The organism is Flavobacterium sp. IB48 (assembly GCF_016405855.1).
GTDB classification, from domain to species: domain Bacteria; phylum Bacteroidota; class Bacteroidia; order Flavobacteriales; family Flavobacteriaceae; genus Flavobacterium; species Flavobacterium ginsengisoli.
The window spans coordinates 1-24562 of the sequence record NZ_JAEFCA010000010.1 but is presented as its reverse complement, the minus strand read 5'-3'; the positions used below and the strand labels follow the sequence as shown (position 1 = coordinate 24562).

Annotated in this window: 24 protein-coding genes; 9 read left to right on the top strand and 15 right to left on the bottom strand. The window is 32.0% G+C overall.

Annotation, left to right across the window (positions count from 1 at the left end):
- Positions 1-21 precede the first annotated feature (21 nt).
- From JC605_RS21495 to JC605_RS21480, 4 genes are all read right to left on the bottom strand, one after another.
- Complete coding sequence (locus tag JC605_RS21495) at positions 22-975, bottom strand: transketolase family protein (protein ID WP_198858148.1); 954 nt, start codon at positions 973-975, stop codon at positions 22-24.
- Between the two features lie 73 nt (positions 976-1048).
- Entirely contained in the window at positions 1049-1897 is an 849-nt protein-coding gene (locus JC605_RS21490; RefSeq protein WP_095931688.1) for a transketolase, read from the bottom strand.
- 241 nt (positions 1898-2138) lie between these two features.
- The gene (locus tag JC605_RS21485) at positions 2139-2438 is read right to left on the bottom strand and encodes a hypothetical protein (RefSeq protein WP_198858147.1); all 300 of its coding nucleotides are present in this window, start codon (positions 2436-2438) and stop codon (positions 2139-2141) included.
- Positions 2439-2557: 119 nt separating this feature from the next.
- The gene (locus JC605_RS21480; protein ID WP_198858146.1) at positions 2558-3436 is read right to left on the bottom strand and encodes a polysaccharide deacetylase family protein; all 879 of its coding nucleotides are present in this window, start codon (positions 3434-3436) and stop codon (positions 2558-2560) included.
- Positions 3437-3660: 224 nt separating this feature from the next.
- Here JC605_RS21480 and tgt point away from each other — a divergent pair, with 224 nt between their 5' ends.
- The 9 genes from tgt to JC605_RS21435 all read left to right on the top strand — a co-directional run bounded on the left by tgt (position 3661) and on the right by JC605_RS21435 (position 13914).
- Positions 3661-4791, top strand: coding sequence for a tRNA guanosine(34) transglycosylase Tgt (tgt, locus tag JC605_RS21475; protein ID WP_026727521.1), 1131 nt, complete (start codon positions 3661-3663; stop codon positions 4789-4791).
- Between the two features lie 67 nt (positions 4792-4858).
- Entirely contained in the window at positions 4859-5947 is a 1089-nt protein-coding gene (locus tag JC605_RS21470) for an LptF/LptG family permease (protein WP_198858145.1), read from the top strand.
- On the top strand, positions 5934-6824 hold the full coding sequence (locus JC605_RS21465) for a DMT family transporter (RefSeq protein ID WP_198858144.1): 891 nt from the start codon (positions 5934-5936) through the stop codon (positions 6822-6824). Before JC605_RS21470 ends, JC605_RS21465 begins: the two co-directional genes overlap by 14 nt.
- 112 nt (positions 6825-6936) lie before the next feature.
- On the top strand, positions 6937-7890 hold the full coding sequence (locus tag JC605_RS21460) for an acetyl-CoA carboxylase carboxyltransferase subunit alpha (protein ID WP_198858143.1): 954 nt from the start codon (positions 6937-6939) through the stop codon (positions 7888-7890).
- 140 nt (positions 7891-8030) lie between these two features.
- Entirely contained in the window at positions 8031-9575 is a 1545-nt protein-coding gene (gene dnaB / locus JC605_RS21455; RefSeq protein WP_198858142.1) for a replicative DNA helicase, read from the top strand.
- 136 nt (positions 9576-9711) lie between these two features.
- A complete protein-coding gene (locus tag JC605_RS21450; RefSeq protein WP_198858141.1) occupies positions 9712-10062 on the top strand; it encodes a hypothetical protein in 351 nt (116 codons plus the stop codon).
- A gap of 672 nt (positions 10063-10734) precedes the next feature.
- Positions 10735-11526, top strand: a complete 792-nt coding sequence (locus JC605_RS21445) for a sensor histidine kinase (protein WP_198858140.1) — start codon at positions 10735-10737, stop codon at positions 11524-11526.
- Positions 11527-11640: 114 nt separating this feature from the next.
- A complete protein-coding gene (locus JC605_RS21440; RefSeq protein ID WP_198858139.1) occupies positions 11641-12306 on the top strand; it encodes a response regulator transcription factor in 666 nt (221 codons plus the stop codon).
- A gap of 348 nt (positions 12307-12654) precedes the next feature.
- Positions 12655-13914 carry an asparagine synthetase B gene (locus JC605_RS21435; RefSeq protein WP_198858138.1) on the top strand — a complete coding sequence of 420 codons (1260 nt, stop codon included), beginning with the start codon at positions 12655-12657 and terminating at the stop codon, positions 13912-13914.
- On the opposite strand, the gene JC605_RS21430 is transcribed toward JC605_RS21435, so the two are convergent.
- The 11 genes from JC605_RS21430 to thrS form a co-directional block, all read right to left on the bottom strand.
- Positions 13915-14718, bottom strand: coding sequence for an endonuclease/exonuclease/phosphatase family protein (locus tag JC605_RS21430; RefSeq protein ID WP_198858137.1), 804 nt, complete (start codon positions 14716-14718; stop codon positions 13915-13917). It abuts the gene before it with no gap.
- Between the two features lie 68 nt (positions 14719-14786).
- A complete protein-coding gene (locus JC605_RS21425) occupies positions 14787-14954 on the bottom strand; it encodes a hypothetical protein (protein ID WP_165352465.1) in 168 nt (55 codons plus the stop codon).
- Positions 14955-15098: 144 nt separating this feature from the next.
- Positions 15099-15767 (bottom strand): response regulator, encoded by a 669-nt coding sequence (locus JC605_RS21420; protein ID WP_198858136.1) that lies wholly within the window; start codon positions 15765-15767, stop codon positions 15099-15101.
- 7 nt (positions 15768-15774) lie between these two features.
- Complete coding sequence (locus JC605_RS21415; RefSeq protein WP_198858135.1) at positions 15775-17511, bottom strand: tetratricopeptide repeat-containing sensor histidine kinase; 1737 nt, start codon at positions 17509-17511, stop codon at positions 15775-15777.
- 50 nt (positions 17512-17561) lie between these two features.
- Positions 17562-19283 (bottom strand): tetratricopeptide repeat-containing sensor histidine kinase, encoded by a 1722-nt coding sequence (locus tag JC605_RS21410; protein WP_233074195.1) that lies wholly within the window; start codon positions 19281-19283, stop codon positions 17562-17564.
- 167 nt (positions 19284-19450) lie between these two features.
- Entirely contained in the window at positions 19451-19885 is a 435-nt protein-coding gene (locus JC605_RS21405; protein ID WP_198858134.1) for a carboxymuconolactone decarboxylase family protein, read from the bottom strand.
- Positions 19886-19964: 79 nt separating this feature from the next.
- Positions 19965-20537 carry a Crp/Fnr family transcriptional regulator gene (locus tag JC605_RS21400; RefSeq protein WP_198858133.1) on the bottom strand — a complete coding sequence of 191 codons (573 nt, stop codon included), beginning with the start codon at positions 20535-20537 and terminating at the stop codon, positions 19965-19967.
- Positions 20538-20683: 146 nt separating this feature from the next.
- Entirely contained in the window at positions 20684-21028 is a 345-nt protein-coding gene (rplT, locus tag JC605_RS21395) for a 50S ribosomal protein L20 (protein WP_008464948.1), read from the bottom strand.
- A gap of 184 nt (positions 21029-21212) precedes the next feature.
- Positions 21213-21410, bottom strand: a complete 198-nt coding sequence (rpmI, locus tag JC605_RS21390) for a 50S ribosomal protein L35 (RefSeq protein ID WP_008464950.1) — start codon at positions 21408-21410, stop codon at positions 21213-21215.
- A 116-nt stretch (positions 21411-21526) separates the two neighbouring features.
- A complete protein-coding gene (gene infC / locus JC605_RS21385; protein WP_095931668.1) occupies positions 21527-22081 on the bottom strand; it encodes a translation initiation factor IF-3 in 555 nt (184 codons plus the stop codon).
- 16 nt (positions 22082-22097) lie between these two features.
- Positions 22098-24044, bottom strand: a complete 1947-nt coding sequence (gene thrS, locus JC605_RS21380) for a threonine--tRNA ligase (RefSeq protein ID WP_198858132.1) — start codon at positions 24042-24044, stop codon at positions 22098-22100.
- Between the last annotated feature and the right edge of the window lie 518 nt (positions 24045-24562).

The following is a 24562-nucleotide window of genomic DNA, read 5'->3' as shown; positions in this document are numbered from 1 at the left end:
ATAAAGTAAGAAAACGTAAAATTATTTTCTTTTGATTACTCTTTCTACAGCTTCAACAATCGCTTGATTGTTTAATTTGTATTTTTCCATCAATTGTTCTGGTGTTCCAGATTCTCCAAAACTATCTTTAACTGCTACAAATTCTTGTGGAGTTGGATTGTTTAAAGCTAATACTCCAGAAACACTTTCTCCAAGACCTCCAAGGTAATTGTGCTCTTCTGCAGTAACAACACATTTAGTTTTAGCAACAGATTTTAGAATAGCTTCTTCATCAAGAGGTTTAATTGTGTGGATGTTGATTACTTCGGCAGAAATTCCTTTTGCTTCTAATGCTTCAGCAGCAATAAGAGCTTCCCAAACTAAGTGTCCTGTTGCAATAATAGTAACGTCTGTTCCTTCGTTTAACATAATTGCTTTTCCAATTACGAAAGGCTCGTCAGCAGGAGTGAAGTTTGCTACAACTGGACGTCCGAAACGTAAATAAGCTGGACCGTGATGATCTGCTAGTGCCAAAGTTGCAGCTTTAGTTTGGTTGTAATCGCAAGTATTGATTACAGTCATTCCTGGTAACATTTTCATTAAACCAATATCTTCTAAGATTTGGTGAGTTGCTCCGTCTTCTCCAAGAGTTAAACCAGCGTGAGAAGCACAGATTTTTACGTTTTTATCTGAGTAAGCAACAGATTGACGAATTTGGTCGTAAACTCTACCTGTAGAGAAGTTAGCAAAAGTTCCAGTAAAAGGAATTTTTCCTCCAATTGTTAGACCTGCAGCAATTCCAATCATGTTAGCTTCAGCGATTCCGATTTGGAAAAAACGCTCTGGGTGATTTTTCTTGAAATCATCAAATTTTAATGATCCAATTAAATCAGCACATAATGCAACAACATTTTCGTTTTTTTGACCTAATTCAGTCATTCCCGCTCCAAAACCAGAACGAGTATCTTTACTTCCTGTATTTTCGTATTTTTTCATTTTGTTTTTTGCTATACGCAATAGGCTGTAGGCAATAGGCTTAAAGCTTAATGCTTACTGCTTAAAGCATTTTTTAATAATCTGCTAAAGTTGAAATGTTTTGAGCTAAAGCACTAGCCAATTGGTCATTGTTTGGTGCTTTACCATGCCAAGCGTGAGTGTGCATCATGAAATCTACACCATTCCCCATTTCTGTATGTAATAAAATACAAACTGGTTTTCCTTTTCCTGTTCTTGATTTAGCGTCAGTTAAACCAGCAATGATAGCATCGATGCTGTTTCCTTCTTTAATTTCTAAAACATCCCAGTCAAAAGCTTCAAATTTAGCGCGAATGCTTCCCATTGGCAAAACTTCGTCAGTTGTTCCGTCAATTTGTTTTCCGTTTAAGTCGATAGTTGCAATAATGTTGTCTACTTTCTTAGCAGATGCATACATGATAGCCTCCCAGTTTTGACCTTCTTGTAATTCTCCGTCTCCGTGTAAACTATATACAATATGATTGTCTTTGTTTAATTTTTTAGCTTGCGCTGCTCCAAGAGCTACAGATAAACCTTGTCCTAATGAACCAGACGCAATACGAACTCCAGGTAAACCTTCGTGTGTTGTTGGGTGTCCTTGTAAACGAGAATCTAATAATCTGAATGTAGCTAATTCTGAAACTGGAAAATATCCGCTGCGTGCTAAAACGCTATAGAATACAGGTGAGATGTGTCCGTTTGAAAGGAAAAATAAATCTTCTCCAATTCCGTCCATGTCAAAACCTTCTTTGCGGTCCATTATATTTTGATATAGTGTAACCAAAAATTCAGTACAACCTAAAGAACCACCTGGGTGTCCAGAGTTTACAGCATGTACCATTCTAAGAATATCTCTTCTTACTTGGATCGTTAAATCGCTTAATTGTTGTGTGTTAGGCTTCATTTTATATGTAAAAGTTAAACTGAAGCAAAAGTAGGCGTTATTTTGTGTGCAGACAAATGATTTTTTGCTTTAGTTTTATTACAATTGTTAAATTTTGCTATTTTTTTTATGTTATGAAAAAAAATATAACGCATGTTTTTGCTTTTTGTTTTTTTTTAAGTGTGTTTTTTACGGTTTTTATTTTCAAAATAAAAAAATCTCGCAAAATGCAAGATTTTTAATTTTTGATTTAAAATGAATTTTACTCAGTATCTCCTTCGCTATAATAATTATTCTCTTCATCTTCTGAGCCAATTTCTTCTTGTTCATCATCTAATTCAGCTCCTGGAATATCCAAATCATTTCCAAGTTTGTCGCTGTTTTGTTTCCATTCGTTGTCGTTTTGAGTAATGGTTTTGTCAGTCGAAATATTTTCTGGATCTATATTTTCTGATTTGTCTTCGCGATTATAAATATCCTCACTTGCTGGATAATTTAGATTTTCCAGATTTCTTTCTATCTCATTTTCTTTTGCTGCATTTTTATCTTCTGAATTTATCATAATGTCAATATTAAATATTATTAAACAGATATTTGTATACTATAAAGTTATGAAATCTATGGTTTCAATACTTGTATTTTTAAAATCAGTATGTTATAATATTTGCATAAAAAATCAACTTATTTTTTAATTGGAAGATGCTCCAATTGCCCAATTTCTTTCCATGTAATTAATTGAATATTATTCTCTTTTAATTTTGCTTTGCATTCATCACTGGTAAAAAACTCGAAATCTATTTGACGCCATTCTGAACCAAAATTTGGATGATTTATTGTGATGCCTTGCATTTCAAAATCATCAAACGCAGGATGAAGCAGGAAAACATTTAATCCAGAAATTGCGCTGTCTAAAGCTTTTTCATAAGATTTTTTGAGTTCTCCTTTTTCAAAGTCAACATAATATCCAATTAAAAGTTTATCAGCCAAAAGCGTATTATCAAAATTATATTTTTCATCAGAGAGAGAAATTGATTCTACAAAGTCTTTATTAATAAAAACTGGTAAATTGTATGTTTTTCCTAGCTCTTTGTAGATTTCTAAAATTTCAGGGGTAACGCCGACACTACACATATGCGAGTCGAGATGTGTAGGCTGAATGCCAAATTGCAAAGCTCTTTCGATTTGTGCGGTAAGCTCCTTTTTAATTTCAGCTGGTTGTGCGTTGTTTTTGAAATCTTGTCGGGTTTTATAAAAATAACCATTTTGATCTACTAAACTTGAAACTTCGGAAACGGGAAGAATCGGGCCAAATTTATAATTCTCCCATTCGCAAGTGAGGGTTAAATGAATTCCGCAGTCATAATTTGGATTGTTATTAGCAAAAGTGGCCATCTCAAAAAACCACGGACAAGGAACCATTATGCTGTATGAATTGACAGATCCGTTTTGGAGTGTTTTTATAGTTGCCTGATTTTCGGAATGCGATAGTCCTGCATCATCGGCGTGAATGATTAATAGTTTGGTGTTTTCAGGATATCCGAGTTTTTGTGCTAAGTTCATTTTGAATTTTTATTGTTGTGAATATGCTGAGTGAGAACTTCAACTTCGTTTAGTATGGAAGCTCCGCATTTCATTTTTTAATAGATTTTATTCAAATTTAAAAATTTCTGAAGTTTAGGTTTTATGTTGTTTTTGAATTAACTCAATTTTATAATTCACAATTTTTCTAATTAATTAAATTTCCCTGAAATTAGCTTATCTTTGCCGACTGAAAAAAGAAACAAATGAAGTTCGATTTATTACAAAAAGATCCGCAGTCTAAAGCAAGAGCGGGAAGTATAACTACTGATCACGGCGTAATTGAAACGCCTATTTTTATGCCGGTTGGAACGGTTGCATCTGTAAAAGGTGTGCATCAGCGTGAGCTTAAAGAAGAAATAAATCCGGATATTATTCTTGGAAATACATACCATTTATATTTACGTCCACAAACCGAAATTTTAGAAAAAGCTGGAGGATTGCATAAATTCATGAACTGGGATCGTAATATTTTGACTGATTCTGGAGGATATCAAGTATATTCTCTTTCTTCAAATAGAAAAATTAAAGAAGAAGGAGTGAAGTTCAAATCGCATATTGACGGTTCTTACCACTTTTTTACTCCAGAAAATGTAATGGAAATTCAGCGTACAATTGGAGCCGATATTATTATGGCTTTTGACGAATGTACACCTTATCCTTGCGATTATCGTTATGCGCAGCGTTCTATGCACATGACACACCGTTGGTTAGACAGATGTATTAATCATTTAGAAAAAGTGCCTTATAAATATGGTTACGAACAAACGTTTTTCCCAATTGTTCAAGGAAGTACGTATAAAGATTTGCGTCGCCAGTCAGCTGAATATATTGCCAATGCAGGACAGCAAGGAAATGCAATTGGAGGACTTTCAGTTGGAGAACCTGCTGAAGAAATGTACGCAATGACTGAAGTAGTTTGCGAAATTCTGCCAGAAGATAAACCTCGTTATTTAATGGGAGTTGGAACTCCAATTAATATTTTAGAAAATATTGCGTTAGGGATTGATATGTTCGACTGTGTTATGCCAACACGTAATGCAAGAAACGGAATGTTGTTTACAGCAAACGGAACAATTAACATCAAGAATAAAAAGTGGGAAGCTGATTTTTCTCCAATTGATGAAATGGGACACACTTTTGTAGATACAGAATATTCTAAAGCTTATTTGCGTCATTTATTTGCTGCCAACGAATATCTTGGAAAACAAATTGCAACCATTCATAATCTTGGTTTTTATATGTGGTTGGTTCGTGAAGCCAGAAAACATATCTTAGCCGGAGATTTTAGACCATGGAAAGAAATGATGGTTAAAAATATGAGCCAAAGACTTTAAAATATGTTTATTTGTTTAATCGTTTATTCGGTTAAACGATTAAACAAATAATCGATTATACTTTGTTATGTTAACAATAATAGATAAATACATTTTAAAAAGATACCTCGGAACTTTTTCTGTGATGCTTCTTTTATTTGCACCAATCGGAATCGTAATTGACGTTTCTGAAAAGGTAAATAAAATGCTCGAAAACAAGATTCCGTTTGGAGATATTGCTTTCTATTATTACAATTTTACGATTTACTTTATTAATTCGCTGTTTCCGATATTTTTGTTTTTATCCGTAATCTGGTTTACTTCAAAGCTGGCAAACAATACAGAAATTATCGCGATTTTAAGTTCTGGAATTTCATTTACGCGTTTTTTACGTCCTTATATTATAGGTGCAACTATAGTTTCTCTTTTTGTATTGTTAATGGGATTTTTTATTGTTCCAGCAGCAAGTGAAGGTTATAATAATTTTAGATATACGTATCTAAAAGGAAACGGAAAAGCCGAAATGCGTGGCGAAAACACCAATGTTTACAGGCAAATTAATGACCACGATTTTATCTTTGTAAATAGTTTTAATGAAGAGTCTAAAACGGCTTTTAATTTTTCTTTGGAACATTTTGAAAAAGAAAAACTAACCTATAAAATTACTGCAAGCCGTATTAAATGGGATCCTAAAAAGAAGATTTACGTTTTATACGATTATACTAAGAGAACCGTAGGAGAATTAAATGATGTAATCGAAAAAGCTCCAGAAAAAAATATCCCTTTTAAATTTGAATTGGCCGATTTAACACCTGTCGTTTATATCGCAGAAACATTGCCTTTGGGTAAGCTAATTGATTTTATTGAGAAAGAAAGAAAAAGAGGTTCAGGAAACATAAATACCTATTTGGTTGTTCTTTATAAAAAATACAGTATTCCTGTTTCAGCATTTATTTTGACGATTATTGCCGTTTCTGTTTCTTCTATGAAACGTCGTGGCGGAATGGGAATGAACCTTGCAATTGGTATAGCAATTGCGTTCTCTTTCGTATTCTTTGATAAAATCTTTGGTACACTTGCCGAAAAATCTACATTCTCACCTTTATTGGCTGTTTGGTTCCCGAATATTGTTTTCGGAATTTTAGCAGTTTACTTATTACGTAATGCGAAACGATAATTTAAAAAGTTATTTAAATCTTCACTTAATTGTTTTTATCTGGGGTTTTACTGCCATTTTGGGCGCTTTAATTACAATTGATGCCGAAAATTTGGTTTGGTATAGAATGCTTATCGCTATGGTTTTCCTTGGCGGATTTATAGCTTTTAAAAAACAGTCTTTTCAAGTTCCTGTCAAAGAATTTTTTAAATTGATTTTTGTTGGTTTATTAATTGCATTGCACTGGATTTTCTTTTTTAAAGCAATCCATGTTTCCAATGTTTCAATTACACTTTCTATATTTTCTCTGGGAGCATTTTTTGCTTCTTTATTAGAGCCATTATTCTATGGAAGAAAAGTCCTTTGGTACGAAGTTTTCTTCGGACTAATCATTATTGCAGGATTAGGGCTGATTCTTCAAGTAGAAATAAAATATCTTACGGGAGTTTACTATGCCTTGGCAGCAATCATTTTAGGGGTTTTATTTACCTTGATGAATGGGAAACTAATTTCAGATCATGAGCCTTCTGTAATTACTTTTTATGAGTTTGGTGCAGGAGTTTTCTTTATAACGATTTATTTTTTATTTCAAGGAAAATTTACAGCAGATTTCTTCAAAATGTCTTTAAATAATTGGGTTTTGTTATTGATTTTGGCTTCAATTTGTACGGCTTATGCCTTTACTGCATCAGTAAAAGTAATGCAGCGATTAACGCCATATACAGTAATGTTAACCACTAATTTAGAGCCAGTTTACGGAATCGTTTTGGCGTATTTTATCCTAGGAGGAAAAGAAAAAATGAGTGTTGAATTTTACGTAGGAGCGGTTATAATTATCATAACAGTTATTCTAAACGGCGTTTTCAAACATTATCAGAACAAGAAAGAAAACTTGTAATAGTTTACTTATTTTTAATTTGCATTTTTATACTTTAAATAACAATTAACTTCGCCAATGATATAATATTTTTATATTTGCGGTTCGATTTACAAACAAAATTCAAAAATCCATGGAATATTTAGATTTTGAGCTTCCAATTAAAGAACTTGAAGAACAGTTAGAAAAGTGCGTTATTATTGGAAAAGAATCTGACGTTGACGTAACGCCAACGTGCAAGGAAATCAACAAGAAATTAGAGGAGACCAAGAAAGATATATACAAAAACCTAACTGCTTGGCAGAGGGTACAATTGTCAAGACACCCAAACAGACCTTATACTTTAGATTACATCAAAGCAATCTGCGGAGATACTTTCTTAGAACTTCATGGAGATAGAGGCTTTAAAGATGATAAAGCTATGGTTGGTGGTTTAGGTAAAATAAACGGACAATCGTTTATGATTATCGGTCAGCAAAAAGGATATAATACTAAAACACGTCAATACCGTAATTTTGGTATGGCTAATCCAGAAGGATACCGTAAAGCACTTCGTTTGATGAAAATGGCAGAGAAATTCGGAATTCCAGTTCTTACTTTAGTAGATACTCCTGGTGCATATCCAGGACTTGAAGCAGAAGAAAGAGGGCAAGGAGAAGCTATTGCTAGAAATATCTTCGAAATGGTTCGTTTACAAGTGCCAATTATCACAATTATTGTTGGTGAAGGTGCTTCTGGAGGAGCTTTAGGAATTGGTGTTGGAGATCGTGTTTACATGTTAGAAAACACTTGGTACTCTGTAATTTCTCCAGAATCTTGCTCTTCTATTTTATGGAAAAGCTGGGAGTACAAAGAGCGTGCAGCAGAAGCTTTAAAACTGACTTCTTCTGACATGAAAAAACAAAAATTAGTTGATGATGTAATCCCAGAACCACTAGGCGGAGCGCACTACGACCGTGAAACAACTTTTAAAACGGTTGCAGAATACATCACTAAAGGATATAATGAATTAAAAGACTTATCAACAGCCGACTTAATTGCCCAAAGAATGGACAAATACAGTAATATGGGCGAGTATAAAGAGTAAATTCATACAAAGAGACTTAAAATCCGAAGCCTTACAGTTTCGGATTTTTTTTTGGTTATGAACAAATCAGAATTATTTATAAACAATTATTAGTTATAACTAGATAGCAGATTTTTTTTAAATTTTGCTACTTTCGCTATATGGAAAATTTCAAAAACTTAAACCCTGTTAAGGTCGACAAAACCACAATTATCAACTTAGAAAAAGGAAAGTTGCCACCGCAAGCTCTTGACTTGGAAGAGGCTGTGCTTGGTGCGATGATGATTGATAAAAAAGGGGTAGATGATGTAATTGATATTTTGCAAGCCGAAGCTTTTTACAAAGACGCGCACAAACATATTTTTGAAGCGATTTTACAACTTTTTACCGAAACGCAGCCAATTGATATCTTAACCGTTTCGACTCAGTTAAAGAAAAACGGAAAGTTAGATTTAGCAGGTGGAGATTTTTATTTGATTCAGCTTACGCAGAAAATTGCTTCATCGGCGCATATCGAATTTCACTCACGTATCATTCTTCAGAAATTTATTCAAAGAAGTTTAATTAGAATTTCTTCAGAAATTATCGAAGCATCATATGATGAAAGTGCTGACGTTTTTGATTTATTGGATCAAGCTGAATCTAAATTATACGAAGTAACACAAGGAAATATCAAGCGTAGTTCTGAAACCGCACAGAGTTTAGTTTTACAAGCTAAAAAGAAAATTGAGGAAATTTCTAAAAAAGAAGGATTAAGTGGTGTAGAAACTGGTTTTCATAATTTAGATAAGCTAACTTCTGGATGGCAACCGAGTGATTTAATTATTATCGCGGCGAGACCAGCGATGGGAAAAACGGCATTTGTACTTTCTATGGCCAGAAATATTGCGATCCAATATGGACATGGAGTGGCTTTGTTTTCCCTAGAGATGGCATCTGTTCAGTTAATTACGAGGCTTATTTCTTCTGAAACAGGTTTGTCTTCAGAAAAATTACGTACAGGTAAATTAGAGGCTCACGAATGGACAATGTTGAGTACTAAAGTGAAAGATTTAGAGAAAGCACCTTTGTTTATTGATGACACACCTTCGCTTTCTATTTTCGATTTAAGAGCAAAGTGCCGTCGTTTAGCATCGCAACATGGTATTAAAATTATCATTATAGATTATTTGCAGTTGATGACTGCAGGAGGAAATGCTAAAGGAGGAGGAAATCGTGAGCAGGAAATTTCGACAATTTCTCGAAACTTAAAAGCTTTGGCAAAAGAACTTAACGTTCCTGTTATTGCACTTTCTCAGTTATCGCGTGCCGTTGAAACGCGTGGTTCTAGTAAAAGACCGTTACTTTCGGATCTTCGTGAATCTGGAGCGATTGAGCAAGATGCTGATATCGTTTCGTTTTTATACCGACCAGAATATTACAAAATTGAAGAATGGGATGATGAAGAAGCTTCTCCAACTGCCGGCCAAGCTGAAATTATGATTGCAAAACACCGTAATGGTGGTATTGAGAACATTCGTTTGAAGTTTTTAGGACACTTAGGAAAATTTGATAACCTTGATGATTTTTCAGGTAATTATGATGATTTGCCGTCAAAAATGAATCATGATGATAATTCATTTATTACTAATAATCTGCCTTCGGCTAATGAAGCCTTCGGAAGTAATTTAAATGATGACGATGATGATAGCGATGTTCCGTTTTAATAAAACAAAAAGCCTTATTATTAAGGCTTTTTTTATGTTTTTATGTTAATTGTAGAATAAAAATCAGTAGTTTAGCTAAACCAATTATAAACTATTATTTTTTTTTAATTATTAACCAATTAACAAATTTTAAATTATGAATGAAGAAACTTTTCCAGGACCTATTCAGATTCCTGTAGCTACTGCAAACGAGTGGGAGCAAAGATATCAAGATGATCAAAGCGTTGAAGATGCTAAGAAAAAAGTAAAAGCTTTCTTAGTACCAAGAGAAAGTTTGAAAAAAGTACTTGAGCTTGACACAGATGCTGTTTGGGCTTATATTGGAATTAACGATCAAAAAGAAAAAACATTACTTTTCGTAGGAGCCCAATATGATGAGAAAACTGGTAAATACATAAATGTTTATGGTAAAGCCGACGGATTAGGTGGCGACGAAGCTGCTGAAGAAGTAGTTTACGATGGTTCACGTCCAAGCCCTCCTTTTTAATTTTTGATAGTAAAAAAATGATTGATTTTTTAATATATTCAGGTTATTTGATTTTATTAATTGATCTAGTACTATATTCAATTAGCTTTTTCCGCAAGGAAAAAGCTAATGTTTTTTTTGTTTCTTACTTGGCATTTATATTTTTAATACAAATTTCAATGGAAATATTGTATTCGCTAAAAATGAATAACTTGTTTTTGGTCAATAGTTTTTTTATTGGTCAAATGATATTACTGGGTTTATTTTACAATTCGATTCTACATATTAAAATTCAAAAGCAATTTGTAAAAATTAGTCTTTTTCTTGCTCTGCTTGTACTGACAATACAATTTATTAAGACGCCACAAGAATTTTTAAAATTTAATTTGTTTGAAATTACTTTGACATCGTTGCTAATAGTTGTTTTTGCATTGATACATTTCTACAATATGCTCACAGAAAACAAGACCTATTATTATGTAAATATGGGTATAATGCTATACTTGCTTTCAAGTACAGTATTGTATATTATAGGTAATTTAACGTCGGTCTTAAATAATGATCTAAAATATTTGAGTTGGCAGTTAAATGCATTTTTGAATATTATTTATTATCTGTTTATTTTGTATGAATGGAAAGTTAGTTTTTCAAAAAAAGGTTTACAAAACTAATTTGTATTATTAAACGTAGATTATGAACTCCAATTCAATCCCCGAAAAAGAATTAGTTGCTATAATATTATATATCTCTCTGTTTTTTATAATTGTTGCAGTCGCATTAATAATATTCTTTTACTTTTCTAGAAAAAAAATAATTCAGAAAGAATTAGAGAAAATAGATTTAATACTTCGATATCAAAAAGAACAGCTACATGCTATTATTGTTACACAAGAGGAAGAACGCAAAAGAATTGCGCAAGATCTTCATGATGATATTAGTTCAAAATTAAACATTGTTTCCTTAAACAGTCATTTGCTTACAGCTCCAAACCTTACAGAGGCTGAAACAGCTGAAATTACAGAAAATATAATCGCTTTAACAACAAAAGCATTAGATAATTCTAGAAAAATTGCGCATAATTTATTGCCACCAGTTTTTGAAAAATTTGGCTTAAATGCTGGTATCGAGGAATTGTGTGAAGAATTTGAATCTAGTAAATCTGTCAAAACATATTATAAAAATGAAATTGATTTTGATGAGAAAGAAATAGACAGACATTTACATATTTTTAGAATCCTACAAGAATTAATGAATAATTCGATTCGTCATGGAAAAGCATCTGAGATATGGATTTCTTTTGCCACTAAAGATGGAGTAAATATTTGTGACTATAAAGATAACGGAGTTGGTTTTGATAGTTCGAATGCCGAAAATCAAAAAGGTTTAGGAATGAAAAATATCGATAGCCGAATATCATTTTTACAAGGAACAATTGAAATTAACTCTGAAATTAATAACGGTATTGTTGTAAATTTTACATTTTAGGTCAAATTATGTGTTTTATGAAGCTTTTTGGTCAATAAAATAGGGTATTTAGACTTTTTCTAATTCATATTTTGTAATTTCGATAAACCAAATAAACGACCAAAAACAAATAAGATGAATCCTGCTATTAAAATTGCTCTAGTCGATGATGAAATTTTGTTTCGAAAAGGAATTTCTTTTTTATTGCAAAGAGAAGAAAATATTGACGTTATTTTTGAGGCTTCAAATGGTGACGAGTTAATTTCTCAATTAAATGAAAGAGAAATTAAACCAGATATAATAATAATGGACTTAAAGATGCCAATCTTAAACGGTGTCGAAGCCACAAAAATTATTAGAAAACTATTTCCCGACATTAAGATCATTGCATTGACTAGTTACGATACCAAATCGTTTATTGCTAATATGATTCAAGTTGGAGCTGTAGCATACTTAATTAAAAATACTACTCCAAAAGATTTGATTCTTACAATCAATGAGGTCGCAAAAAAAGGATTCTATTATAACGAAAATGTCTTAAAAACAATTCAAGATACAATAGTTTCTCCTAAAAATACCAGAGGCGGTTTAGAAACGAATTTCCTTTCACCTCGTGAAATTGAAATTCTGCAATTAATCTGTCAGCAGAAAACTACTGCAGAAATTGCAGAACATCTTTTTTTAAGTCCAAGAACAATCGAAGGACACAGAAACAATTTATTGCTTAAAACAGAATCGCGAAATATTGCCGGTTTGGTTGTCTACGCTATTCAAAATGATTTGGCAGTTTTAACAATTTAAAATATTATGCTGTCAAAAACTGAATTGACAGCACATAATATAATATGATTGTTATTACAAGAACACATAGTCCTATTTTCTGAATTATATTCAGACCCTTTTGCTGGTTATTACTTTCATTAAACTTCATAGTTGGTTTTTTTTTACAGCGATTAGTTTTATGAACCTGGGATAGCAAATGTATAGAGAATATTCTTCCAAATTATAGGTGTTTTTACCTGTTTTTTTATTGTTTGAAAATCAATTTTCTTCAAGCTTTTTTATTTAACATTCTATATTCAACAGAAAAGATTCTAAGTGTTCTTTTTTTGCTGATGGCTTTTATATCTTTACTAAAATAATTTTCTGATGAATAAGACTTTATTCTACTTTTTTATACTATTGATCACATTTAATGCTAAAGCTTCGTTTATCTTACTTCCGATGGACGAATCGACGCAGCAAAATCATTTAAAAGCATACGGAATTACTTATTGGTGTTTGAGCAGAGATTATAAAGCGAGCTGGCTTTTAAATTATCGCGGTGGTTCTTTTTTACTTCCTGATGCTGATGAAATTAGAAAAGAATGTAAAATACGAGGAGTAAGTTTTGAAGTAATTTCAGATAGCGAACAAGCTTCTATTTTAAATGAAATTTCGAGCCCTTCTCAAAATATGGAATCTGTGATTTTAGAAAAAGCACCTAAAATTGCCGTTTATACTCCAAAAGGAAAACAACCTTGGGATGATGCCGTAACGCTAGTTCTAACTTACGCCGAAATTCCTTTTACCCCAATTTATGATGAAGAAGTTTTAAGTGATCAATTATTAATGTACGATTGGCTTCATTTGCATCATGAAGATTTTACCGGACAATATGGAAAATTTTATGCCGCTTACAAAAATACGCCTTGGTACATCGATCAAAAGAGAGATGCCGAAGCTTTGGCAGCAAAACTAGGATACGCAAAAGTATCTCAGGAAAAAGGAGCAGTTGCTAAAAAAATTAGAGATTTTGTAATTGGAGGTGGTTTTATGTTTGCCATGTGTTCTGCGACAGATAGTTTTGATATTGCACTTGCTGCAGATGGAGTAGATATTTGCGAAGCTATGTTTGACGGAGATCCTAGTGAATCTAATTATCAGTCAAAATTAAATTATAATAATTCTTTTGCTTTTAAAAATTTTACTTTAGAAAGAAGACCAGAAGTATATGAGTTTTCGGATATTGATATGACGACGAAAAGGCGAATACCAATGGATAAGGATTATTTTACTTTAATGGAATTTTCTGCAAAATGGGATCCTATTCCGAGTATGTTATGCCAAAACCATACACAATTGGTAAAAGGTTTTATGGGACAAACGACTTCATTTGATACTTCATTAATAAAATCGAACATCTTAATTATGGGAACTTGCGAGTTAAATGGCGAGTCAAGATATATTCATGGAGAAAAAGGCAAAGGAATGTTTACTTTTTTTGGAGGACATGATCCAGAAGATTTTCAGCATCAGGTTGGTGATCCACCAACGGTTTTAGATTTACATCCGAATTCGCCTGGATATAGATTGATTTTGAACAATGTTTTATTTCCTGCTGCAAGAAAAAAGAAACTTAAAACATAATTAATTTAAAGAAAACTCAACCCAGATCGGAATATGGTCTGATATTTTTTTTGCATTTTGTAAAGAATCAAAATCTTCGTAAAATTTAATAATTCCAGAATTGTTTACTTTTAGATTCAAGGTCTTATAAAAGATATTGTCAAATTCTGAAGCAAGGCAAATATTGTTTTTGCATTTATGTTTTAAAGTTGTCTTTTGATTTTTTAATACAGAATCATATCCCATTTTTTTCAACGGATTAAAAACAGAATGTTTTTCAGGACAATTAAAGTCACCCAAGAAAACGAGATTTAAATCAGGATATTCGTTTGGTAAAAATTTAAAATATTTGATTTCGGTTTCGGGTTGTTTATTTTTAGTTATTGCGTGAAAATTGACAAGAGTGATTGTCTTTTTGTTAATTTCAAACGTGGCAAAATAGGGCTCCCGGTCAATTTCTACGCTAAATTTTTTCTCTAACCAAGTTTTGTTTTTCAATTTGGCTTTGTGAGTTTTCCAAATAAAGGCGTACCGCTCGGTTTTATAACTGCTACTAGAAGTAGGATCACTTATTTTGTAGTCCCATTTGCTTCCTTTTTGGTTAAGTATTGTGGCAAGTTTTGCTACAGTTTGTGCACCTCCATTTCCAGCTACAACTTCTTGAATTGCAATTATATCATAAGTAGATATTGTTTTGGCAATATATTCTAGATGAATATCAGATTTCGATTTTCCAAAGTTTTCTATATTCCAAGATAGGACTTTGGTTTGTGCAAAAGATAAAAATGTAAATAATAGTAAGACAAGGCAGAGAATTCTTTTCATGAAAAAATTTAACGGGACTAAGATTAAAACCTCTCTTCCTGCAATAATTAAGCCTATCTTAAAATAAATTAGTGCTTTTTGTATCGATTTTTTAAGGCAGTACCAATAATTATAATTTGTAAAACTAACAATGCTGGAATAAAAATCATTTTCCAGTCAATTTCCAACCAGCCCGTTTTTTCAGAAACAAAGGCAAAGCTTATCGATAAAAAAAGGCAAAGTAACATTGTTTTCATAACTATTTTATTTTGTGTAGTATTAATTCTAGAGAATACAATACTCGCTTTACTTTTTGGTTTCATGGTAGGTTAATAGATTATCACAAATTTAGCAGTATAAACAGTGTAATCCTTACGGGAATCCGTAAAGCGCCATAAAAATTACACCAGTCCGAAATCTTTTGCAATTGCAATTAAATGCACATTATTATTGGCCTTAAAGTAAATTTTTAGTTTATTGATTCTTTTCTCTATACTGCTTGTTCCGTTAGGAGTGATAGATGAATCTTTGAACTCTCTAGAAATACTTTCTAATATATATCCTTGAGATAAAAGTTTTAAAATAGAAATATCATATGATTCAATTTCAATTAAAGATTTGTCATTAAAATTGAACGACAAATCTGAAGAAAGTATTTTTTCTTCATTGTTAAATGTACTTTCAATAGCATTTCTTAATTCAGCAATACTGTTTCTACCTTTAGTGACATAGGCATTAATACCCAATTCATTAAAAAGATTTTTTATTCTGTAGCTTTTGTCTTCTATAGAAAAAACAATCTTTTTCAGTTTTGGCTGTACTTTGTTTATTGCTTCAATAAGTTCATCTCCGCTGGTTAAATCTACTTTTCTATGGTCAGATTTAAAAGATAAATCTGTAATCAATAAATCGTAAGGTTCTTTATCAGCCAATGCCTTTTTTACTTTAAGTAAGCCTTCATCGCAATATTTAACATGATGAATTACAGGAACTTGTAACTCTTCAAGAACTTGAACAACTGCGATACTGATACTGTCTAGATCTTCGGCAACTAAAACTTTTTTAAACATAATTGTCTTATATTGGAAATTTGAAACTTATTTTAAAACCATTTTCTGATTCTTTGTCAAAATTAAGAGTTCCTTTTATTGTTTTAATACGGTTTTCCACATTTTGTAGTCTTTTTTCTAAAATAAAATATTCAGAGCTTATTTTTTTGCCATTATCTATATACACTATTTGAATGTTTCTTTCTTCTTTTTTAAACGTTATACTCGCTAGAGACGCATCATTCAGTGTTTTCATGTGATCAAGGATTTCCTGAAGAACACGAGAAACAGTAATTTTTTTTACACGGTCAATTTTTTTCCATGAAAAAGCATTTAAACCGTTTACAATTATATTTAGCTTTTGGTTGGTGTATCCAGAAATCATTTCTTTTAGATCTTTTTCGAAATTTTCGTTGGTAGCGATTTCACTATTTTCTCGAGAAATATTTCTGGTTTTGGAGTAAATGTTATTTAAATAAAATAAAAATTTTTCTTTGTTTTCTTCTTCTTCGAGGTTGTAGTTTTCTGTAAAGGATAAAATTTTGTCAATATCTTTTTCAAGTTCAAATTGTAATTTTTCAGAAATACGCATTTCATTCTTAAAAACTTCGTTATTGCTTTCCTTTCTGCCTTTCGTAATTACATAAAAAATGATGAAGACTAAGCTTCCAATGCTGACAAAAATTACAACATAAGAAATGTAACTTCTGTTTTTTTGTCTTTGTAGTTCTAATTCTTTTTCTGCTTTTTGGTTTTTGAGTTCTAAATTTTCGTCTTTATCTTTTTTTGAATTATATATAGCATCAGCAAATTGATTTTTTGCTTTTTTTCTGCTAACAGCAAGACTGTCAATCATTCTACTATAAACTTCCCAATGTTTTTTTGAATTTTTAGCATCGTCGGCCTCAATAAGTCCGGTCAGCATATTGATTTGATTTGTTATCGATTTTGCTTTTTTAGCGCAATTGTAAGCTTTTATTGCATTGATTTTCTTTAACTCTGGATTATTGTATTTTGAATAATATAGGTAAAAAGCATAATAATTTCCAATTAGCTCGTAATCATCGTTTAATGTAAGAGTTACTTCTAAACTTTCGTTAAGGCACTTAAAAGCTTGTTCTTTATGATTTCCAAGTCTTAGATAAGAAAGACCTAAATTATATAATATAGATGCACGCTGAATATTTGTATTCGAAGGAGTTATTTTATCTTCAATCTTATATTTTACAAGTGGTTCTAATAAATTTACTGCTTCTTGATATTTTTTTTGTTGCATATAGGTAAATGCAATTTCAGACAATATTCGTGCTTTTCTGAACGTTGATACGGCTTTTTTTAATGCTTTTTTATGATAATGCAAAGCCTTTTCGTTGTCATAAGTATAGTAGTAATGATAAGCCATAAATGTATAAGCATTAACAGCATACTTTACATTTGTTGTCTTATCTAAATAAGGAAAAGCTTTTATAAGTTTAGTTTCGGCTTCATAATAATCGCCATTTCGCTGCAAGATTTCTACACTATTATTTAAAGAGCCAACATAATCATCTGCATAATCTTCTATTGGAACACATAGTGATTGTGTTTTGTTGAAATAAAAAATGGCGCTGTCGGTTTTTCCAGAATCCCAAAAAGCATTTGCCTTGTCCATCGTCTGCTTAATTTCGACGGAGTGATCGGTTTTGGTGTGATTTATTTTAAGGCTTTTTGCCCAAGAAATAGGTGTAGAATAATATAATGCTAAACCTATAATAGAGATTAACAAGCAAAAAAGGAAGATTTTTTTTCGAAAAAAGTTGAGCCAGTATTTAATCATTATGCCGGAAATTTAATTAAAACTTTAAAACCTTTTCCAAAATCTGAATGAATATTTATCTCGCCTTTAATGGCATTAATTCTATTTTCAATATTATGTAAACCATTTTTTAAAACCATTTTGTTTATATCGATTCCTCGTCCGTTATCGGTATAATTAATTATTATACTATTATCGAGCTCTTTAAAAGTTAGTGCAACTAAACTCGCACCACTATGTTTTTTCATGTTCACAAGTAATTCTTGTATAGAACGATAAACAGCTATTTTTTTAGTTCTGTCAATAGAATCCCATGAAATGGTATCCAAACCATTTATCATAAGATTTGTGGTTGGTGTATTAAATCCAGAAATCATTTCTTTAATCAAAACTATATAATTTTGATTGCTTATGGTTGGGGTATTTTCTTTTGAAATATTTCTTGTTCGAGAATAAATATCTTCTAATCTTTTTAATAGATGCTTTTTATTTTCTTGAGTAGAAATGTTTCTATTTTCGACAAATGCCATTGTGTGATAAATGTCATTGGCAAGTTCGTCATGTAATTTTTTTGAGATTCTAGTTTCGCTTTGATATGTTGCTTCTATTTTTTGACGATTGGCTCGTGAGGTCAGAAAAAAATAAATGAAAACGATTAGGGCAGATGCAAATATGATTACTATATAGGAAATAATATTACTGTTTTCTTGTTTTACTAACTGAAGTTCATTTTTAATTTTTTGAGCTTTTAATTTTAGATTTTCCTCTTTTTCTTTTTTAGTGTCATATTTAATTTTTGCAAATTGATTTTTTGCTTGTTGCCTTACTTCAAAAATGCTATCTATTGCACTTGTATAAATAAGCATATTTTTTTTTGATTCGACGTTAGGGCTATTTTCTATTATAAATTTTAAAGCAAGTAATCGCTCATCTATATTGCCTGATAATGTATAATTTTTATAGCTTAATTTAGCGTACTTCATTGCTAAACCAGGTTTGTTTTTTTGATAGAATTGAGAAAGATTATAATAGGTTTTGCCTAAGCCTTCTAAATAATTTACTTGAGACTTTATTTTTAGGCTCTTTCTAAAAAACGAAAGTGCTGTTGGATCTTCTAATTTATAATAGCAGTATCCTATGTAATCTAATATTTTGGAATAATTTTCAGGACTATCTTTTAAGATCTTCTCTTTACTTATTGAAAGAAAAATGGGAAGCGCTTTTTCAAACTTATGTTGTTTTATATAAATGACAGCGATATTGTTTTTTGCTTCAAGTTTATTTATCCTGTCAATTTTTAAAGTAAATGCCTTAGAGTAATAATAAATTGCAGTTGGATAATCGTAGGTATAAAAATAATTCCTCCCTAATACACTGTAAATATTCCAGATATAATTAGAGTCTTTTATTTGATTTAGAAACGGAATTGTTTCTATTGCTGTTTTTGTACTACCAACAAAATCTTCATGTTTTTGCTGAATTTCGGCCATATAGTACATGCAATAAACATAATTCTTTACATCGTCTTTAAGGTTGCTATTTGCTCTTGCCTTATTGTATAAATAAAATGCACTGTCTAACTGTTTGTTTTTATAAAAGAAGTCGGCCGAACGAATCGTTTTTTCTATTTCGATTTTATTGCTTGCAATTTTTTCTACCGGTTTTTTCTTGTTTTGGCACGCAAAAAAAAATACAAAAATGAAAATTGTATAAAAGGTAATTTGTATTTTTTTTGGAATCATGCGCCAAAAATAAATAATTTTATTTCTTACAAAAGCGTATAAATACCTGTTTTTCAAAAATCTCAAAAAAAAGAAAATTCACATTCTGATTTCCAGTGATATACAGAAAGGCCCTCTTGTAGAAGGGCCTGTAATAGTAAATTGCTTGTAAATTTTATCCTTATAAATTATTCTGCACGCATATCGGTTGAAATTCCAATTCGATTCCAGGCATTAATAGTAATGATTGCCATAATGATTTCTGCTAGATATTTTTTATCAAATAATTTAGCAGCATTTTGATATACTTCTTCAGAAACGTGATTGCTTATTAATGTTATTTCTTCTGTTAAAGCTAATATTGCTTTTTCTTCATCACTATAAAAATCAGCTTCACGCCAAGCAGTAAGCAGATAAATACGTTGTTCGGTTACACCCAGCTTTCTCGCGTCTGCAGTGTGCATGTTTATGCAATAAGCACAACCATTTATTTGTGATGCTCTAATTTTAATTAACTCTTTATGTACAGGAGATAGAGAAGTAGAAGCAATATATTTTTCTAAACCTAACATGGCTTGATATGCTTCTGGAGCAACTTGCGGGATAACGATTCTTGAGTTCATTTTTATATGTTTTAAAATTTCATTACAAAGGTGGGTAATGTATGCTTTTAAAAACTTGAACTACTTCAAGAAATTCAACTCAGAGTTTTCCAGCTCTTATTTTACTCATAAATTCTGCAGAAAAATCCAGATAGGAGGCAAGCATATATTGAGGAACGCGCTGAACAAATTCTGGGAAATGGTCATTAAAGTGATGATATCTTTCTTCGGCTGACATTGTAAATAAGAATTTGATACGCATTTGCATTGCGCCAAAACTTTTTTGAGTAACAATTCTAAAGTATCTTTCAAGATTAGGAATTTCAAGTAGTAATGCCTCTAAAAGGTTTTTATCAATGGCAATAACTTCTGAGTTTTCAATTGCCTGCAGATAAAAGCTTGATGGTATGTGATTGTGGTAGCTCAAATAATCAGTAATCCACCAGTTTTCTATCGCAAATTGAAGTGTTTGCTCTGTACCTTTAGGATTGATGATATATTGTCTCATACAGCCCTTGACAACAAAATACATTGTATTGCAAATTTGACCTTCTGTGAGTATATGTTCTTTCTTTTTTATATTAGAAATTTCTAGACATGATTCTAATTTATCTATTTCTGAAGGTTCAAGAGTAATAAATTTTTCAATATGGTCAAAAAGCGCTTTGTACATAAGATTATTTTGATTTATACAAAGTTACCTTTTAATTTTTTTCTAAAGACGGAGATTTGAGACTTCTTTAAAGCAAAAAACCATTCGCGTTAACGAATGGTTTTATATAATAAGTAAGTAATCTTAAATTGAGTTTATAAAACGTTTTATTTTACTTTATTAAGAATAGCTTTGAAAGCTTCTGGGTGGTTCATAGCTAAATCTGCAAGAACTTTACGGTTCAATTCGATTCCGTTAGCTTTAACTTTCCCCATGAATTGAGAATAAGACATTCCCTCTAATCTAGCTCCAGCGTTGATACGTTGAATCCATAATGAACGGAAATTTCTTTTATTCTGTTTTCTGTCACGGTAAGCGTAGCTCATCGCTTTCTCTACCGCGTTCTTAGCAACTGTCCAAACGTTTTTACGTCTACCAAAGAAACCTTTGGCTTGCTTCATTATTTTTTTTCTTCTTGCTCTTTTAGCAACTGAATTTACCGATCTTGGCATAATTTTAATGTGTTTTTGTAGCAGGCGTCCTGAATTGAATCAAAGGAACTTAAAGCCATACTCCAAGGTTATATAAATAATTTTTTAACCTAAAGAAAATCTTTAGTCTAATGTCTTAAAGTCAAATGTCTAAAGTCAGATACTGACTTTTAAACTTTATGACTTTCTAACTTTTGACCTATAATTAGATAATTCTTAATTGTTGTTTAATGCTTCTCATATCTGTTTGGTGAACTAGCGCTGAGTGAGTCAAAGCTAATTTACGTTTTTTAGATTTTTTAGTCAAGATGTGACTTTTAAAAGCATGCTTTCTTTTAATCTTTCCAGAACCAGTAACTTTAAAACGTTTCTTAGCGCTAGATTTTGTTTTCATTTTAGGCATTTTTCCTAGTGTTTTAATTTATTCTTACTTACTTATATCTTTAGTCTGAATGTTTAAAAGTTAAAAGTCAAAAGTCAGTTTATGACTTTTGACTTTAAGACTTTCGACCTTAAGACTTATTTCTTTTTCTTCGGAGCAATGAACATAATCATTCTCTTTCCTTCCAAAACAGGCATAGCTTCAACTTTACCATGTTCCTCTAAATCTTGAGCAAGACGTAATAATAGAATCTGACCTTGATCTTTATAAATGATAGAACGTCCTTTAAAGAATACGAAAGCTTTCAATTTAGCTCCCTCTTTTAAGAATTTTTCAGCGTTCTTTCTTTTAAATTCATAATCATGCTCATCTGTTTGAGGACCAAATCGAATTTCCTTTACCACAACTTGAGAAGATTTAGCCTTCAAAGCCTTATCTCTTTTCTTTTGTTCGTAAACAAATTTCTTGTAATCCATGATTTTACAAACCGGTGGTTCCGCATTTGGCGAAATTTCAACTAAATCCAATTCAAATTGGTCAGCTAAACGTAGCGCGTCAGCGATTTTAAAAACCCCAGGTTCAATGTTTTCACCTACAAGACGTACTTCAGGAACACGAATAAGATTGTTTATTCTGTGCGCATCTTTCTTCTCTACTCGAGGTTGAAAACCTCTGTTACTTTTTATTGCTATGACTTTCTAATTTAAGTTAAACTGTAAATACTTTTAATGTCTTTTTTATCTCTTCGTCTACAATCGCAGCAAATTCTTCGATTGAAACTGTGATATTACCTTTTCCTTCTTGTCCGTGACGACGAATAGAAATCGTGCCATTTTTCTCTTCTTCCTCACCAACGATAAGCATAAATGGAATTTTCTGCATTTCTGCATCTCTAATTTTCTTACCGATAGTTTCATTTCGGTTGTCAATTAGGGCGCGAATTTCGTGATTTTCTAGCAAATCTAAAACTTTTTTAGCATAATTTTCGTATTTCTCGCTCAAAGACAAGATAATAGCCTGCTCAGGCATTAGCCAAAGTGGGAAATTTCCTGCTGTATGCTCTAGTAAAATTGCTATAAAACGTTCCATAGATCCAAAAGGAGCTCTGTGAATCATAACAGGGCGATGTAATTCATTATCAGCGCCTTTGTAAGTTAATTCAAAGCGTTCAGGCAAGTTGTAATCTACCTGAATTGTTCCTAATTGCCATTGTCTTCCCAAAGCATCTTTTACCATGAAATCAAGTTTCGGGCCATAGAATGCAGCTTCACCATATTCTACAACAGTATTAAGACCCTTGTCTTTTGCTGCGTTGATAATTGCATTTTCTGCCTTTTCCCAATTTTCATCAGTACCAATATACTTGTCTCTATTTTCCTGATCTCTTAATGAAATCTGAGCAGTAAAGTTTTCGAAACCTAATGAACCAAATACATATAGTACAAGGTCAATTACTTTTTTGAATTCTTCGTCTAATTGCTCTGGAGTACAGAAGATATGCGCATCATCTTGAGTGAATCCTCTAACGCGAGTTAAACCATGTAATTCTCCAGATTGCTCATATCTGTAAACGGTACCAAACTCAGCATAACGCTTAGGTAGATCTTTATATGACCAAGGTCTTACGTTGTAAATCTCACAGTGATGAGGACAGTTCATTGGTTTCAATAAAAATTCTTCACCCTCAGCTGGTGTATGAATTGGTTGGAAACTATCTGCCCCATACTTTGCATAATGACCAGAAGTTACATAAAGTTCTTTTTGGCCAATGTGCGGACTCACAACTTGCTCGTATCCAGCTTTCTTTTGAGCTTTCTTTAAAAATTGCTCCAAACGCTCTCTAAGAGCAGCGCCTTTAGGTAGCCATAAAGGCAAACCTTGACCTACTTTTTGAGAAAAAGCGAACAACTCCAACTCTTTTCCTAATTTACGGTGATCACGACGTTTTGCCTCCTCAAGAAGTTCAAGATATTCAGTTAAATCTTTTTGTTTAGGGAAAGAAGTTCCATAAACACGAGTCAACTGTTTGTTTTTCTCATCACCTCTCCAGTAAGCGCCGGCAACACTCATGATTTTTACAGCTTTGATTATTCCAGTATTTGGAATATGTCCACCACGGCATAAATCAGTAAAAGTTGCATGGTCACAAAAAGTAATAGTTCCGTCTTCAAGGTTTGAAATTAATTCAGTCTTATAAACGTTATCCTTATACATTTCTAGCGCCTCTGCTTTGCTTACTGGGCGCATTTTGAAATCATATTTTCCTCTAGAGATTTCAAGAATACGATCTTCAATCTTTTTGAAGTCAGCTTCAGAAATCTTTTGATCTTCAAAATCTACATCATAATAAAAACCATTAGCAATTGCAGGCCCAAGAGTTAATTTGATTCCTGGGTACAATTCCTCAAGGGCTTGTGCCATTACGTGCGAAGTCGAATGCCAGAAAGCTTTTTTTCCTTCGGCATCATTCCAAGTATATAGTATAAGATTACCGTCGGTCGTTAATGGAGTTTCGGTTTCAATAGTTGTACCATTAAAAGATGCAGAAATCACATTTCTAGCAAAACCTTCGCTAATGTTTTTAGCGACCTCCATTGGAGTTACGCCTGAAGCAAACTCTCTAATTGACCCATCGGGTAAAGTAATCTTGATCATTGTTTATAATTTTGTGAATGCAAATATACGTGATTACAAAAATACATACAATATATAAGTACAAGTTTACTCTATTATATAATAAGTATTGTCTTTTGTCTATTATATTATATGTAAAGCTAATTCTTTTTCAAAACCTCACGTCTTTACTTTATATGTACATATATAATATAAGTATGGAATAGAAGTATGGAATAGGAGTATGGAATAGAAGTATGGAATAGAAGTATGGAATAGAAGTATGGAATAGAAGTATGGAATAGAAGTATGGAATATGATGCTGGGTAGATGGGAAACCTTAAGTTTTATAATAAACAAGGATCTTTTGCGGTCGAGCGCCTGCCTAAAAAGGATTTCCGCTTGCATCGGGGCTATGGCGGAGCATTTTTGGAACACATTTTTACGGAAAGCGCCCCTTTAAGAATATAAGAAGCCGCGCAAAAAGGGCATGAAATGGCGGAAACCCCGCAAAAGCGGCATTGCAAAAACCCGATGAAACGGCAAAACCGCACCGCAGC

Coding starts and splice junctions, on each gene's coding strand:
- JC605_RS21495 (WP_198858148.1), bottom strand. CDS start 975: ATGAAAAAATACGAAAATACAGGAAGTAAAGATACTCGTTCTGGTTTT.
- JC605_RS21490 (WP_095931688.1), bottom strand. CDS start 1,897: ATGAAGCCTAACACACAACAATTAAGCGATTTAACGATCCAAGTAAGA.
- JC605_RS21485 (WP_198858147.1), bottom strand. CDS start 2,438: ATGATAAATTCAGAAGATAAAAATGCAGCAAAAGAAAATGAGATAGAA.
- JC605_RS21480 (WP_198858146.1), bottom strand. CDS start 3,436: ATGAACTTAGCACAAAAACTCGGATATCCTGAAAACACCAAACTATTA.
- tgt (WP_026727521.1), top strand. CDS start 3,661: ATGAAGTTCGATTTATTACAAAAAGATCCGCAGTCTAAAGCAAGAGCG.
- JC605_RS21470 (WP_198858145.1), top strand. CDS start 4,859: ATGTTAACAATAATAGATAAATACATTTTAAAAAGATACCTCGGAACT.
- JC605_RS21465 (WP_198858144.1), top strand. CDS start 5,934: ATGCGAAACGATAATTTAAAAAGTTATTTAAATCTTCACTTAATTGTT.
- JC605_RS21460 (WP_198858143.1), top strand. CDS start 6,937: ATGGAATATTTAGATTTTGAGCTTCCAATTAAAGAACTTGAAGAACAG.
- dnaB (WP_198858142.1), top strand. CDS start 8,031: ATGGAAAATTTCAAAAACTTAAACCCTGTTAAGGTCGACAAAACCACA.
- JC605_RS21450 (WP_198858141.1), top strand. CDS start 9,712: ATGAATGAAGAAACTTTTCCAGGACCTATTCAGATTCCTGTAGCTACT.
- JC605_RS21445 (WP_198858140.1), top strand. CDS start 10,735: ATGAACTCCAATTCAATCCCCGAAAAAGAATTAGTTGCTATAATATTA.
- JC605_RS21440 (WP_198858139.1), top strand. CDS start 11,641: ATGAATCCTGCTATTAAAATTGCTCTAGTCGATGATGAAATTTTGTTT.
- JC605_RS21435 (WP_198858138.1), top strand. CDS start 12,655: ATGAATAAGACTTTATTCTACTTTTTTATACTATTGATCACATTTAAT.
- JC605_RS21430 (WP_198858137.1), bottom strand. CDS start 14,718: ATGAAAAGAATTCTCTGCCTTGTCTTACTATTATTTACATTTTTATCT.
- JC605_RS21425 (WP_165352465.1), bottom strand. CDS start 14,954: ATGAAAACAATGTTACTTTGCCTTTTTTTATCGATAAGCTTTGCCTTT.
- JC605_RS21420 (WP_198858136.1), bottom strand. CDS start 15,767: ATGTTTAAAAAAGTTTTAGTTGCCGAAGATCTAGACAGTATCAGTATC.
- JC605_RS21410 (WP_233074195.1), bottom strand. CDS start 19,283: ATGATTCCAAAAAAAATACAAATTACCTTTTATACAATTTTCATTTTT.
- JC605_RS21405 (WP_198858134.1), bottom strand. CDS start 19,885: ATGAACTCAAGAATCGTTATCCCGCAAGTTGCTCCAGAAGCATATCAA.
- JC605_RS21400 (WP_198858133.1), bottom strand. CDS start 20,537: ATGTACAAAGCGCTTTTTGACCATATTGAAAAATTTATTACTCTTGAA.
- rplT (WP_008464948.1), bottom strand. CDS start 21,028: ATGCCAAGATCGGTAAATTCAGTTGCTAAAAGAGCAAGAAGAAAAAAA.
- rpmI (WP_008464950.1), bottom strand. CDS start 21,410: ATGCCTAAAATGAAAACAAAATCTAGCGCTAAGAAACGTTTTAAAGTT.
- thrS (WP_198858132.1), bottom strand. CDS start 24,044: ATGATCAAGATTACTTTACCCGATGGGTCAATTAGAGAGTTTGCTTCA.